Raw genomic sequence first — 13,852 nt, 5'->3', positions numbered from 1 at the left:
TATGAAAAAGCTTTCAGCATTGTTTTTGGGACTCTTATTAATTTTAACTCTAGCTTTAACTGGTTGTGGAACTCAAAAAACTTCAACTGAAAAACCAAAATCTGCTTCAACAAGTAAAGACATTAAAGCAAACTTAAGATTTCTTTGGCCTGGAACAAGTGAACCAGAAAAGAAAGTAGCTTTAAAGTTACAAGAAAAAGTTAAAAAGGATTATCCAGGTATTAACATAGAATTTGTGTATCTCAACTGGACAGATATTGAGAAAAAAATGACTGTTATGGTTAAGTCAGGTGATGCACCGGATTTAATGTTGATTCAGGATATTACAAATCCAGTAGCTATGGGGGCATTGGAGCCTTTAGATAGCAATTTAAATGATAAAGTGAAGAAAAGTAACTATCTTCCGGCTTCATGGAAGTCAATGGGAAAAGACGGAAAACAATATGGTATTCCAGGTCTAGCAATCATCTATTCACATGTAGCGAATACAGACCTTTTAGCTAAGGCTGGCTATAAGGTAGATGATCTTAAAACATGGGATGATTTTAATAAAGCAAGTCATGCTATTAAGGCATTGGGGAAATCAGGATATGCCATGGCGAATGGCGGAGAAGGCCGCTTTTCTTTTAGAGACTTGATGATGGTTTCATTAAGTAATGGAATTACACCAGATCAAGTTGATCCAAAACACAAAAAACAGTATTTGGAAGTATTAAAAGAGTTCAAAGATTTATCTAGTGATATGCCTAAATCTCAAGTTACATGGTTATATCCTGAACTATTTAAAGCTTGGGAAGCTGGAGATATCGGTTTTATGCATACTGGTAACTATTTTACACCAAATGTGATAGCTAATGGAACTAAGTCTATGAATTGGACAGAACCATTTGCTTTCCCTGCAGGTCCATCTGTTGATAAAACGAAAATCATGGTTGGGACTGTTGGTGTTTCTATGCTTAAGGGATCCAAAAATAAAGAAGCAGCATGGAAGGTAATAGAAGAATTAATGAGTCCAGATGTACTGGGACTTTGGGGCGGATCAATTAATGCTAGTGCAGGAACTTATGTAAGTCCAGCTATATTAGAAGATGCTGCAAAAACTGTTTATCCTGAAGTATATAAGCAGCATTTGGCTTTAAATGAAAAGTGGACTAAGTTGGCTAGTGAATACGGTACTCCTGTACCATCTATATTAGGACAACAGCCAATGGAAAAAGTGGTTCAAGACGCTCTTGTCAAACTTACTAATGGAGATGCCACTCCTGAACAGGCATATGATGAAATAAAGTCAGGTATTGAAAAAGTCAAAGAGCAATTTAAACAATAAGGAAAATTTTCAAGACTGGGTGTGATGGTTACAGACCTAACACCCAGTTTTTCATTACATTTGAAGGAACTTTGAGTAAAGAGGTGAGAAACAAGGAATGAAGCCGAATGTAACTTACAATAGCACTGCTCTAAAGCAAAAACAAAACATAAACATTTTTACAAGAATGAAGGACAATTATCAAAAGTATAGTATTGCTTACTGGTTCATTTTTCCAACACTTCTCTATCTTGCTGTGTTTCAATTATACCCTTTAATCGAATCCATTCGACTTAGCTTTACGAACTTAAACTTTTTAATTCCAACAAGCGGGAAGTTTGTTGGATTGAAAAATTATAAAGAACTGCTTTTTAATGATCCTAATTTCTGGGGGATCGTAGGCAAGAGTTTAATTTGGGTTATTTTATCAACCGTTTTGCAATATTTAATAGCTGTTCCAGCCGCGATCATTCTAAACCAAAAAATAAAGCTTCGTTCTTTATGGAGAGGTTTAATGATGGTCCCTTGGGTTACGCCTATTGTTATTATGGGTTTAATTTGGAAATGGATATATGATGGAGACTACGGCTTGCTCAATCATTATTTAGGAACAAAGTTCGTATGGTTAGGAAATTCAATGACTGTTTGGCCTGCCATTTTATTAGCTTCTACTTGGAAAGGGTTTCCCTATGCGACTCTTATGATGCTTGCAGGGCTTCAAGGTATTGATAAATCTTTATTAGAAGCCGCAAGTATTGATGGCTGTTCTAAAGTACAATCATTCTTTAAAGTAACATTACCTTTATTAACTCCTATTTTGGCTGTTTCCGCCATGATTAGTGTAGTTATAACGTGGACGAAGTTTGAAATGATCTGGGTCCTGACAGCTGGCGGTCCAGGTGTTAAAACTAGTATTCTTCCAACCTACATTTATACCAAATCATTCCAGTACTATAGTATGGGAATGGGATCAGCGGTAGCAGTCATTTCAATGCTTGTCATGATTATTTTTATTGCTTTTTATTTTATTCTACTTAAAAGATTACAGGATTAAGGGAGGGGAATTCATGTTTTCAAAGAAAGTGCCAAACCAGATCATGATTTACATATGCCTTATTGTTCTCATGTTATTTACTTTGCTCCCTAATTTATGGCTTATTTCGAGCAGTTTAAAACCAGACAAGGAAATTTTTAATATCGTACCACACTGGATTCCAAAAACCTTTACGTTGGATCATTATAAGTGGCTATTTAGTTCTAATGGTTTGGATATTGGAAAGTTAATGTATAATTCATTATTTGTTTCTGGAGTAACTGCCATCATTACTTGTGCATTTTCAGCAACTGGTGGATATGCGTTGGGACGATTTAACTTTCCAGGCTCCAAAGTGATTGGCTTTTTACTATTATTATCCCAAATGTTTCAAGGTCCATTAATTATGATTCCGTGGTATCAAATGGCTTCTAATTGGGGGATTTTGAATACAAAACTAGTGCTTATTCTTATTTATGGTACCGCTACCATTCCGATTGGAGTATGGCTAATGATGGGATTTTTTAAAGCATTGCCAAAAGAACTGGAAGAATCAGCTATGATAGATGGTTGTAATAAATTACAGATATTTACAAAGATTTATTTTCCTCTTGTAAGACCAGGGTTAGTTGCCGTTCTATTGTATTCTTTCATATTAGGTTGGAATGATTATCAATATGCACTGATTTTAACTAGCTCTATTGATGCGAAAACGATTCAGGTAGGGATTGCAGAGCTGATGGATAGTATGGGTAAGGCCAATTGGGGCGGTATTATGGCAGCAGGCGTGGCAACAACGATACCAATTATCATACTATTTTCTTTAATACAAAAACACTTAATAGAAGGTCTGACTGCTGGATCAGTCAAAGGTTAATTTTTATCTTTACGAAAAGAGGAGAATTTTAAATGGAAAAGTTTAAAGGTATCTTTCCTGCTTTAGTTACGCCGTATGATGAAAATGGGGAAATGAATGAAAAGTCACTTCGGAAAATTGTGCAATTAAATATTGATAGAGGTGTAACCGGATTTTATATAAACGGAAGTACAGCGGAAACATTCGTTTTGAATATGGAAGAAAGGAAACGACTAATCGATATTGTGGCAGATGAAGTTAAAGGCCGCAGCACTTTGATTTATCATGTAGGTAATATCAGTACAGGTGATGCTATTGAGCTAGCAAAGTATGGAGAAAAGGTGGGTGTTGATGCCATCTCGGCAATACCGCCATTCTACTATAAATTTAGCTTTGAAGAAATAAAGGAATATTATCAAGATATTTTGAACAGTGTTAACTTACCTATGATTGTTTATAATTTCCCTGCTAATTCCGGTGTGCAATTTTCATTAGATCATTTCAAAGAGTTACTGAGTGATGACCGAATAATTGGGATTAAACATACGTCGATGAATTTATATGACCTCGAAAGACTTCAATATGAAACTGGAAAATTTCTATTAAATGGCCATGATGAAGTTTTCCTAGGCGGGTTGAATATGGGAGCAATTGGGGCAGTTGGAAGCACCTATAACCTTATGGCTGATAAATTCGTTAAAATCTATCAATTATTCCAAGAGGGTAGTTTAGAAGAGGCATTTGCAATCCAAAGGGAAGCGAATAATGTAATTGATGCATTCATAAAAGTCGGAGTTAACCAGGGAATAAAATACGGATTAGAAAAGATGGGAATTGAATGCAATGGCTGTAGAAAGCCTTTTAAAGGTTTAAGTGCTGACGAAAAAGTATTACTGGACCGTGTGTTAGTAGAGAATCATGTCATTTAAAAGAAGAAAGGGATTATCCCTTTCTTTTTTAAAATACTTCAGGTGAAGCGGGGAGGATCAATGAAGAAAATTGTTGATGAGGGAATGAGGATATCCTTATTTAAAGAACCTGCAAATTTGGATGAAAAAAAGATAGATAATGCAATTGAAGATGCCTTAAAGAAAATTGATCGAAATATAGAGATGTTTACCTATAAGTTTCCTGGAACATGTACAAGAAACAATCAATACTATTACCGCACTCCATTAGATGAGAATCCTACGAAAGAGCATTTTAACGATGGAGATAATTTTGACTGGACAACCAGCTTTTGGACAGGGATGCTTTGGTTAGCCTATGAATTAACAGGCAATGAAAAATACAAGAAGGTTGCAGAAATTCACTTAGACAGTTTTATTGAAAGAATCGAGAAAAAAAGAGATATAGATACACATGACTTAGGATTTTTATATAGTCTTTCCTGTATACCAGCTTATAAATTACAAGCTAACGAACGGGCAAAGGAAGCTGCCTTAAAAGCGGCAGACCACCTAATGACCAGATATTTTCCAAAAGCTGAAATTATTCAAGCACATGGAGATCTAAATGATCCTAAGCTAAGGGGCAGGATGATTATTGATTGCCTAATGAATTTACCATTGTTATATTGGGCATCAGATATTACAGGAAATAAAAAATATGCAAAAGTAGCGTTCAATCATGCCGTTAAAACGCAAACTTATATCATCAGACCCGATGCTTCTACGTTCCATACATACTACTTTAATACTGAAACCGGAGAGGCAAAATACGGTGAGACGCTTCAAGGATATTCAGATGACTCCTGTTGGGCAAGAGGGCAAGCTTGGGGAATTTATGGTTTCCCACTTAGTTATGCTTATACAAAGGATAAACGACTTATAGAGGCAGGAAAAAAGGTAGCAAATTATTTCTTAAACCGCCTCCCCAAGGATTTAGTTGTTTATTGGGATTTAATTTTCACTGATAATAGTAACCAAGAAAAAGATAGTTCTGCTTCAGCTATTGCTGTATGTGGATTAATGGAGCTGTCACAAGAGCTTTACGATAAAGAGGAAAAGAATTATTATCAGAATGCAGCACAACATATTCTAAATTCTTTAATTGATCATTACTCAACAATTGATGATTCTGTCACCAATGCTTTACTTTTGCATGGTGTTTACTTTAAAAAGCAAAATAAAGGAGTCAACGAAGCTTGTTTATACGGTGATTATTTTTATCTTGAAGCTTTGACCAGGTGTAAATTAAATTGGCAAAAGTATTGGTAATCAAGCAACCGGATTTTTTATTTTGTTTTAATAAAAGGTTAAAGCCTTTAAAAGGAGAAGGTACAAATGATGGGTTCAATTGAAGCTGGAGGAACAAAATTTGTTTGTTCAATCGGAAATGAACATTTCCAAGTAATTGAGAGAATTTCTTTTCCAACTACCACACCGTATGAAACGTTAAAACAAGTATTTGATTTTTTTGATCAGTATGAACTTAAAGCAATTGGAATTGGCTCATTTGGCCCGATTGATATTGATCGCAACTCGAAGACCTATGGGTATATAAAAAATACGCCCAAACAATTATGGCAGGACTTTGATTTTTGGGGGGAAATGAAAAAAGGTACAGTATTCCGATTGGATGGACGACAGATGTCAATGTTGCGGCATTAAGTGAAGCAACGATTGGTGCGGGTAAGGGATTAAATAGTGTTCTATATTTAACGGTTGGAACTGGAATCGGTGGCGGTGATATTATTAGTGGACGGATTCTAGAAGGGTTCAGTCATCCCGAAATGGGCCACATAAAAGTTCAACAGCATCTGATGGACACATTTAAAGGAAATTGTCCTTTTCATGGTAACTGTTTAGAAGGAATGGCTTCGGGACCATCTATTGAAGCAAGATTGAAGAAAAAAGGTAGCGAGGTTGATATTAACTATGAGGTGTGGGACTTTGTAGCTGATTACCTGGCCCAGGCATTACATACTTATACACTGATGTTACGTCCTAATATCATTATCTTAGGCGGAGGGGTAATGAAAAGCCCGGGACTTCTAGCTAAAACGAAAAAACGATTAATCGCTTCAATCAAAGACTACATCGAGATTCCGCCAATCGATCAATATCTTTGTTTGCCACAGTTAGGGGACAATGCCGGGGTTATTGGTGGTTTTATTCTGGCAGAGCAAGAGTTGAACAACGGACCTATACACGAATAAATTTTTTGGTTAATAAAAAGTAAACGGTCATGACACCCAGAGAATCGATCATTAAATCATAGAGTCGCCCGTCTCTTCCCATAAACAGTTGCAGTACCTCGGTAGTGAGGGCAAAAATGACTGCGATGGCGATGGCGACTTTATGGTTTTTTTTCCAATTGAATAGAAGTAAGTCAAATATAGCAAAACCAATAAAATGCCCCGTTTTCACAACCACAAAATCGTGATGAATTCTAGTAATATCCGTAAAATTAAAAAACGATAAATAATTATATATAATCCTTCAATTCGCCAAAACCTTCCTAATAGAATTTAACAAAATAGAAGATTAGCTAAAGTATAATGAATATGCTAAACCCTAACTGACTCTAAATTTTAGCAATCGGCCCATTCTTGAATAAAAAAAGGAAATAATAGAAAATAAAATACAAACTCTAAATTTTACCACGTTAGTTAGGACTCTGCTGATAAGGGATACCCAGCAAAAACATCGAGTTTCTTTAAGCGTGCAACTTTGTAAGGTTTGATGATACTGAATGTAACTTAATATAGGAGTGGAATAGATGAAACGTATATCCATTTTAATTGCTGATGATGAGGAGGAGATTGCGGATCTGATTGCCATCCATTTAGAAAAAGAAGGATACCATGTGATTAAAGCAGCGGATGGACAAGAGGCTGTTCGAGTTGTCGAGACTCAATCGGTTGATTTGCTGATATTGGATATAATGATGCCGAAAATGGATGGATATGAAGTCACCCGCCGCATTCGGGAACAGCATAATATGCCAATTATATTTTTGAGTGCCAAAACATCGGAATTTGATAAAGTACAGGGCCTGATAATCGGTGCAGATGATTATATGACGAAACCATTCGCCCCAATAGAATTGGTTGCTCGTGTAAATGCTCAGCTCCGACGTTTTATGAAGCTAAATCAACCCAAAACGAATACAGGAAATAAAACCTGCGTGGAAAATGGCGGCTTAGCTATTTCTCCTGATCAACGTACAGTTTTGCTCTATGGTGAAAACATCGAGCTAACGCCGAAAGAGTTTGATATTTTGTATTTATTAGCCAGTCATCCAAAGAAAGTTTTTAGTGTAGAAAATATTTTTCAACAGGTGTGGGGTGATGCCTACTTTGAGGGTGGTAATACGGTAATGGTGCATATACGTACCTTACGGAAAAAACTTGGAGAAGATAAACGGAAAAACAATTTGATCAAAACCGTTTGGGGAGTTGGGTATACATTCAATGGCTAAAATTATACGCAGTTTTCGCTCCAAAATAGTCGTATTATTTGGTTTAAGTATGTTGCTGTCTGGAATCATCACCTATTCCATTTTTAAGGGACTTAAATTTTATTATCATACATATGTTAAATTCGGTGAAACACTGTTTTTTTATCGTCAAATTTTGAGCTATTATGGCGATATTAATTTCTTTTTACTGATATTTATTCCACTTTCTTTCTTGTTTTTTTATTTACTTACGAAGCGCTATTCGATGTATTTCAAGGAGATCTCCACTGGCATTCGTTATCTTGCTCATGGGGATTTCTCCTATCGTGTTCAAATAAAATCAAATGATGAATTTGAAAATATTGCTCAAGATATTAATCAGGCAAGCGAAAAGTTAAAAGAAGCTATAGAAAGAGGTGATTTTTCGGAAAGTAGTAAAGATCAGCTAGTCGTAAATTTAGCTCATGATCTCCGTACACCACTCACCTCCGTTTTGGGTTATTTAGATTTAATCCTAAAGGATGAAAATTTGACGCAAGAACAAGTCAAACATTTTTTAACGATTGCCTTTACGAAATCTCAGCGCTTAGAAAGACTGATTGATGAATTATTTGAAATAACACGAATGAACTATGGCATATTGCCAATTAAAAAAAGTCATATAAATTTAAGTGATCTCCTTAATCAATTAAAGGAGGAATTGTATCCTGTTTTTGAGAAAAATGATTTGATCGCTAGAATGAATGTGACACCACATTTACCTATTTTGGGTGATGGAGAGCTATTAGCACGTGTGTTTGAAAATCTTCTAATCAATTCGAATCGCTATGGTAACGATGGCCAGTTTGTGGATATTAATGGCTTTATTGATTCTGGGAATGTGGTTGTTCAGATTGTGAATTATGGAGATCCCATTCCACAGAATGAGCTGCCCCATCTCTTTGACATGTTTTATACCGGTGACAAAGCACGAACACATCAAGGTGGCGGCACCGGAATTGGCCTGTTCATTGCCAAGAATATTGTGGAGCAGCATAATGGAACGATTACGGCCGAAAGTAGTATAATCCGTACCATTTTTGAAGTGCGCTTACCGCAGGATAGCGTTCCAATTGACCAAGTTTAAAAATTTCATAAAGGATTTAAGAAAAATTTAAACTTTACCCCACTCTTTTTTTAAATAGTTTTTCCTACACTTATAAGCAAATAAGATGAAGGAGGAAACGGATGAATGAAGAAGTGGGGTTTTTTATTGTTATTTTCATTGTGCTTAGGTTTTGCCTTCATTAATAAAGCACTGTTTTTTCAGGATAAAATAGAGAGTCAAAACTATGCTCAAAGTAATAAAGATCACAAAAGATTGACTTCAGAGAGTACCCAAACACAAATCATTACAAAGGGACAGATTTATCAAGGAAGTCTGCTCTTAATCAACAGTAAATATCCTGTTCGCCAAGAGAGTGTGAAATTAGATATCGTCAATTTATCCATACATAATGAATTGGCAAAGGGATACGGGTTACTTGATAAAAACATTTACCTGTCAAAAGAAATAGCACAAAAATTTTCAGAGATGGTCAATGATGCTGAAAAGGAAGGTGTAAATCATTTTTTAATTGATAGTGGATATCGTACATTTAGTGAGCAAAAAAGGTTGTATGAAGAAATGGGTCCTTCTTACGCCTTGCCAGCAGGTTATAGTGAACATAATTCAGGCCTATCACTTGATGTAGGATCAAGCTTAACGAAAATGGAGCGGGCACCTGAAGGAGCGTGGCTGAAAGATAATGCCTGGAGATACGGCTTTATATTACGCTATCCAAAGGATAAAATGGATGTTACTGGAATTCGATATGAACCATGGCATATCCGTTATGTTGGTTTCCCTCACAGTGCGATTATGAAAGAAAAGAATTTCGCTCTAGAAGAATATATGGATTTTTTGAAGGAACAGAAGTCCATTACGACGACAATAGACAACCAAGTCTATAAAATCTTTTACTATCCTATCTCTAAAAATACAACGATCCCTGTGCCTGCGAATGGCCGGTATGAAATTTCAGGAAATAATATGGGTGGCGTGATTGTGACCGTTTATTCTGGTAAGTGAGACTGAGTTCCGATGGAAGCAGGTTGAAGAATTGGCTTGTTCGGCTCAGGTTGGAGTGACAAGAAAGTGGGGGAGAAACAGTGGGAAATAAAAAATTGACATTCGTTTTATTCATAATCTATGTATTAGCACTTATTTGGTTAGTTCTTTTTAAGTTACAGTTTTCTTTTGATCATATAGAAAGAGTGCGAGTAATTAATCTGATTCCACTTAATAAGTCTGTCTTTTCTGAGGTAGATGACAATATAAGGATTTTTGTACCATTGGGTATCTATATATGCATGTTGAAAAGTAAGTGGTCTTTTTTGAAAAAACTTCTTTCCATTCTTAGTTTTACTCTGGCATTTGAGATTTTACAATTTGTTTTTGCAATCGGAAGAAGTGATATTACTGATATACTGGCCAATACACTTGGAGGTGCAAGCGGTATTGGTATTTATGAGCTATTCTTCAAGATTCTAAAACACAGGACGAATAAATTTATAAATCTATTTGCTTTGGTGTTAACTTTTTGTGCAATGTTTTTCATTATCTTTATATTTAGAAGGCACAGGTAGGTATGTATGGAATGGACCTTTTTAGTTATGCCATTTATTTATTTTTCTGATTTTACTTGAATTTTAGATAACTGAATGTTAATATCAGTAATAATAAAGTAATTAAAAAAATGAATAGCGATAACTTCTTATCCAGAGTGGTAGAGGGACAGGCCCTATGAAACCCGGCAACCATCAAGTCAAAATATTGTCTTGAACGGTGCTAATTCCTGCAAAGGTGTTAACCTTTGAAAGATGAGAGGAAAGTATGTAATCATACGAACCTCTCTTTAAACAAAGAGAGGTTTTTTGGATGGAAAGAAGCTTATCGCTCAAAAGGAGCGAAAAGGATGGAAAGAGCAGTGTTTGGTGCAAATGGTTTTTTTAGTCAAAAAGCTTTTTTAACAGGTTTTCGTGGTATTGAAAATGTTCGAATAGGACATCTAACAGGGACAAATGTAGATATAGTAGAAATATGGTTTAATCCTTGGAAAGTATCTTATAAAGAATTATTAGACTTGTTTTTTGACCTACATGACCCAACCTCTAGAGAGGATCAGAAATTTAAAAATCAATCATTGATTTTCTTCTCTAATAAAAATCAATTAAGATTGGCAATACAAAAGAAAAACGATCTTAAACAAGTTTTTAAAGATAGAATTATAACAAAAATTGCTCCAGCAAATGAACATATTAATGGCTTAGAAGAGATAAAATTAATATCTTAAAACTTCAGAACAGCGTTATAAGTAAAATAGTTTCTTCAACAAAAGGGCGCATTTCTAGAGATGCGCTCTTTATTTGTATCGGTCCATATTTAATTTCGGAGATATTATTTATCATTTCTAAGAGAATCCCTGTCGCTTGCGGTTGGAGGCTGCTCTAGCCAGCCATTTTTTATCATCAGTTTTCCGCCGTCTTCGGCAAATTGCAAAAGTTCTAAAGTAAGTCGAAGGTAATGAGCTCCCAGATCTCTCCTAGCGTTGACACTTAAAGCAGATCCGTAATATGAAATGGTTAATTGTGTAGATAATTGAATTTGATACAACAAATATTTATCTGAAAAGGGTGAAGTAGTAGAGTTCGTAATCATCGATTGCAAAGAGTTGGGAAAATTTAAATGCTCTTCATGATATACCGTTTCAAATATCTCTATATGTTTATTGGCAATGCCCAGCCCCCTTTTAATATGTTCCCGAACCTCTTTTGATTGAGCAACTTGGCCAAATCCCATTTTTAAACCAGCATGTAAATGCATTTTAACCATGTTGAAAGTAATATCTCCAATTTCCATAACATTCAACGGTCGACGTTTTCCCAACCATCCAGTTAAAAAACTTTGGTCTTTGACAAAATCGATAGAATCGGGTGGTGAAATAATTGGAGGGCGTGTGTAAAGTCCTTTTGTAAGCATTGTATCAATGGTTTGATCGAAAAGTTTCATCGTTTCGTTCATGCAGGTGATGTAATACTTCCGTAAGTCAGTGCGTATAGAGTTACTAACTGATAGCGAGTAGCCGGTCATCCCTTGCATAGTCATGACATAAAGATAATGTATGTAGAATTGGTCTTGAAAAAGACGAGGTGCATGAATGTTTACATCTTCTTTTTCGGTAAACCCATGTGGGATCAGGTAATTTTCTTTTTGCATGAATTCAGATATTTTTTGAACATGTATTTTTGCTAATTTAAGGGCTGATTGGTAGAGTGATTTAATATCTTGATCATCGATATGCTCAAGTGCATAACGAAAAAAACCAATAGACATTGTATCAAAAATGTATTGAGTCCAAAGACTCGAAATTTCTGGGGCAGTTAATCGAATGGAGTCATTTGTCTTCAAGGTACATCCTCCAGTATATCCGAAATTATTTAGCATTCTTATTCTTCTCTTAGAATACAAAAATATGCAGATAATAGAAAACATCGGGGGGAAAAAACATCGAAAAACACGGGACGGTTCGACGTTTCAGTCTAACCATCCCAGTGTTTCAATCCTTTATATATAAGACTCAGGGAAACACCAAAAAGCTTCGCAGCATGGCTTAATGAAAACCACATGCATTATTCACCAAACCGAGTTAAAACCATTCCGAATTTTTATGGGTTTTTCGCCAAAATTGCAACATGGGAACCGTCCCCATGTTGCCCCCGTGTTGCCTTAATTAGAATGCGGCCTTTAATATAGAAACGACGTCATCTAGTGTTGCTTTTTTCGGGTTAAATAATGCACATGGGTCTTTCATAGATAGTTCAGCTAACATTAGAAGATCTTCTTCTTTTACGCCAATTTCAGATAATCCATTGGGAATCCCAACATCCTGGGCCAGTTTTTTAATTGCTGATACCGCTTTTTCTGCTGATTCCATTGGCGATAAATCATTAACTTTTTCGCCCAGTGCAACTGCGATCTCAGCTGCTTTTTCTGGTTTTGCATCCAAGTTAAACTTTACGATATGTGGTAAAAGAATGGCATTGCAAAGACCATGAGGCAAATTATAAACTCCTCCAAGTTGATGTGCAATCGCATGTGCATAACCAAGAAGGGCGTTGTTGAAGGCCATTCCAGCTAAAAATTGGGCATTTGTCATTCCTTCACGTGCAACTAAATTTCCCCCATTTTTCACTGCGTTTCTTAGATGTTGGCCAACTAATCGAATAGCTTGTATGGCACATGCATCGGTCACTGGAGTCGCTAAAATGGACATAAATGCTTCAACTGCATGTGTTAACGCATCCATTCCCGTTCCTGCTGTTAAATCGGTGGGTAATTTTTCTGTAAGTTGTGGGTCATTAATAGAAAGATTAGGTGTAATATGCTTATCGACAATGACCATTTTCTGCGAGCTTTGCGTATTGGTAATAACAGCGATTCTTGTCATTTCACTTGCTGTTCCTGCTGTTGTATTAACTGTGATGAGAGGAACCATAGGTGAAGAGGATAAGTCGATTCCAGCATAGTCATGGATGGTTCCTCCATTTGCAGCAACTAGACAAATGGCTTTTGCGCAATCAAGTGAACTCCCCCCGCCTATTGCCACAACCAAGTCACAGTTCTCCTTTTTTAGGAGGTTGACCCCATCTTCCACATTTTTATCTGTTGGATTTGGTTCTACATCCGAAAAAAAGCTTACAGGTATGTTTTCTTTTTGAATGGAATCGGCAATCGATTGGGTGAAATCCAATTTTTCAACCACTTTTCCGGTGACAATCAATACATTTGTTCCACCAAGTTCTTTGACTTTTTGCCCAACTTGTTTTGCTGCTCCAATGCCAATTAAATTTTCATTTGGCATAAAAAATCCGTATACCTGAGGCTCCATTTGTAAACACTCCTTAAAGCTTAAATTATTAAATTCCAATTCAATTATATTTATAGTTGGAATTAACTGGAGTGATTAACATCATATACACTATGTGATTATTCATAGCATTAAACAAAGAGAGGTTTTTTGGATGGAAAGAAGCTTATCGCTCAGGAGGAGGTTTCTTAGCTCTTTTTTTTGCTAAGATTTTTCTTATTTGTCGAAATGTGTCGATATATAACTACTTTATGAATCCGTTTTCTATTGGTAAAATAGTCCTATTACTCTAATTAATTTGGTGC

13 protein-coding genes, 1 pseudogene and 1 riboswitch are annotated in these 13,852 nt (G+C 35.9%); of the genes and pseudogenes, 11 read left to right on the top strand and 3 right to left on the bottom strand.

The features are described from left to right. The first annotated feature begins 1 nt into the window (after position 1). From RCG17_RS11230 to RCG17_RS11205, 6 genes and pseudogenes are all read left to right on the top strand, one after another. Complete coding sequence (locus RCG17_RS11230; protein ID WP_308175234.1) at positions 2 to 1,327, top strand: ABC transporter substrate-binding protein; 1,326 nt, start codon at positions 2 to 4, stop codon at positions 1,325 to 1,327. 97 nt (positions 1,328 to 1,424) lie between these two features. Next, on the top strand, positions 1,425 to 2,360 hold the full coding sequence (locus RCG17_RS11225) for a carbohydrate ABC transporter permease (protein ID WP_308175233.1): 936 nt from the start codon (positions 1,425 to 1,427) through the stop codon (positions 2,358 to 2,360). A gap of 13 nt (positions 2,361 to 2,373) precedes the next feature. Beyond that, on the top strand, positions 2,374 to 3,216 hold the full coding sequence (locus RCG17_RS11220; RefSeq protein WP_308175232.1) for a carbohydrate ABC transporter permease: 843 nt from the start codon (positions 2,374 to 2,376) through the stop codon (positions 3,214 to 3,216). Positions 3,217 to 3,248: 32 nt separating this feature from the next. Next, on the top strand, positions 3,249 to 4,124 hold the full coding sequence (locus RCG17_RS11215) for an N-acetylneuraminate lyase (RefSeq protein WP_308175231.1): 876 nt from the start codon (positions 3,249 to 3,251) through the stop codon (positions 4,122 to 4,124). A 60-nt stretch (positions 4,125 to 4,184) separates the two neighbouring features. Further along, complete coding sequence (locus tag RCG17_RS11210; protein WP_308175230.1) at positions 4,185 to 5,414, top strand: glycoside hydrolase family 88 protein; 1,230 nt, start codon at positions 4,185 to 4,187, stop codon at positions 5,412 to 5,414. Positions 5,415 to 5,480: 66 nt separating this feature from the next. Continuing rightward, positions 5,481 to 6,355: pseudogene (locus RCG17_RS11205) on the top strand (ROK family protein). Here the strand turns inward: RCG17_RS11205 and RCG17_RS11200 are convergent. After that, a complete protein-coding gene (locus RCG17_RS11200) occupies positions 6,342 to 6,596 on the bottom strand; it encodes a VanZ family protein (RefSeq protein ID WP_374120952.1) in 255 nt (84 codons plus the stop codon). The pseudogene RCG17_RS11205 and the gene RCG17_RS11200 sit on opposite strands and share 14 nt — an antisense overlap. Before the next feature lie 322 nt (positions 6,597 to 6,918). Between RCG17_RS11200 and vanR the strand changes: the two genes are divergently transcribed. The 5 genes from vanR to RCG17_RS11175 all read left to right on the top strand — a co-directional run bounded on the left by vanR (position 6,919) and on the right by RCG17_RS11175 (position 10,973). After that, the gene (gene vanR, locus RCG17_RS11195; RefSeq protein WP_308175229.1) at positions 6,919 to 7,620 is read left to right on the top strand and encodes a vancomycin resistance response regulator transcription factor, VanR-F/VanR-M family; all 702 of its coding nucleotides are present in this window, start codon (positions 6,919 to 6,921) and stop codon (positions 7,618 to 7,620) included. Further along, positions 7,613 to 8,725 carry a sensor histidine kinase gene (locus RCG17_RS11190; RefSeq protein WP_308175228.1) on the top strand — a complete coding sequence of 371 codons (1,113 nt, stop codon included), beginning with the start codon at positions 7,613 to 7,615 and terminating at the stop codon, positions 8,723 to 8,725. Before vanR ends, RCG17_RS11190 begins: the two co-directional genes overlap by 8 nt. 105 nt (positions 8,726 to 8,830) lie before the next feature. Further along, positions 8,831 to 9,709, top strand: coding sequence for a VanY-A/VanY-F/VanY-M family D-Ala-D-Ala carboxypeptidase (gene vanY, locus RCG17_RS11185; protein WP_308175227.1), 879 nt, complete (start codon positions 8,831 to 8,833; stop codon positions 9,707 to 9,709). Between the two features lie 80 nt (positions 9,710 to 9,789). Next, positions 9,790 to 10,266 (top strand): VanZ family protein, encoded by a 477-nt coding sequence (locus RCG17_RS11180; protein WP_308175226.1) that lies wholly within the window; start codon positions 9,790 to 9,792, stop codon positions 10,264 to 10,266. Between the two features lie 125 nt (positions 10,267 to 10,391). Continuing rightward, a riboswitch (SAM riboswitch) is annotated at positions 10,392 to 10,507 on the top strand. Beyond that, positions 10,494 to 10,973, top strand: coding sequence for a peptide-methionine (S)-S-oxide reductase (locus tag RCG17_RS11175; RefSeq protein ID WP_308175225.1), 480 nt, complete (start codon positions 10,494 to 10,496; stop codon positions 10,971 to 10,973). (Overlaps the previous riboswitch by 14 nt.) Positions 10,974 to 11,077: 104 nt before the next feature. Here RCG17_RS11175 and RCG17_RS11170 read toward each other — a convergent pair whose 3' ends face one another. Further along, positions 11,078 to 12,088 carry a DUF3231 family protein gene (locus RCG17_RS11170; RefSeq protein WP_308175224.1) on the bottom strand — a complete coding sequence of 337 codons (1,011 nt, stop codon included), beginning with the start codon at positions 12,086 to 12,088 and terminating at the stop codon, positions 11,078 to 11,080. A gap of 322 nt (positions 12,089 to 12,410) precedes the next feature. Further along, on the bottom strand, positions 12,411 to 13,568 hold the full coding sequence (locus tag RCG17_RS11165; protein ID WP_308175223.1) for an iron-containing alcohol dehydrogenase: 1,158 nt from the start codon (positions 13,566 to 13,568) through the stop codon (positions 12,411 to 12,413). Between the last annotated feature and the right edge of the window lie 284 nt (positions 13,569 to 13,852).

This window comes from Neobacillus sp. PS3-12, from assembly GCF_030915385.1.
Lineage (GTDB): Bacteria > Bacillota > Bacilli > Bacillales > Cytobacillaceae > JAEVLT01.
The sequence above is the reverse complement of the archived record's forward strand: the minus strand, read 5'-3'. Positions and strand labels throughout refer to the sequence as shown.

Excerpts from the sequence above, each read along its gene's own strand:
- vanY (WP_308175227.1), top strand. The coding sequence starts at position 8,831 with ATGAAGAAGTGGGGTTTTTTATTGTTATTTTCATTGTGCTTAGGTTTT.
- RCG17_RS11210 (WP_308175230.1), top strand. The coding sequence starts at position 4,185 with ATGAAGAAAATTGTTGATGAGGGAATGAGGATATCCTTATTTAAAGAA.
- RCG17_RS11215 (WP_308175231.1), top strand. The coding sequence starts at position 3,249 with ATGGAAAAGTTTAAAGGTATCTTTCCTGCTTTAGTTACGCCGTATGAT.
- RCG17_RS11190 (WP_308175228.1), top strand. The coding sequence starts at position 7,613 with ATGGCTAAAATTATACGCAGTTTTCGCTCCAAAATAGTCGTATTATTT.
- RCG17_RS11165 (WP_308175223.1), bottom strand. The coding sequence starts at position 13,568 with ATGGAGCCTCAGGTATACGGATTTTTTATGCCAAATGAAAATTTAATT.
- vanR (WP_308175229.1), top strand. The coding sequence starts at position 6,919 with ATGAAACGTATATCCATTTTAATTGCTGATGATGAGGAGGAGATTGCG.
- RCG17_RS11220 (WP_308175232.1), top strand. The coding sequence starts at position 2,374 with ATGTTTTCAAAGAAAGTGCCAAACCAGATCATGATTTACATATGCCTT.
- RCG17_RS11225 (WP_308175233.1), top strand. The coding sequence starts at position 1,425 with ATGAAGCCGAATGTAACTTACAATAGCACTGCTCTAAAGCAAAAACAA.
- RCG17_RS11230 (WP_308175234.1), top strand. The coding sequence starts at position 2 with ATGAAAAAGCTTTCAGCATTGTTTTTGGGACTCTTATTAATTTTAACT.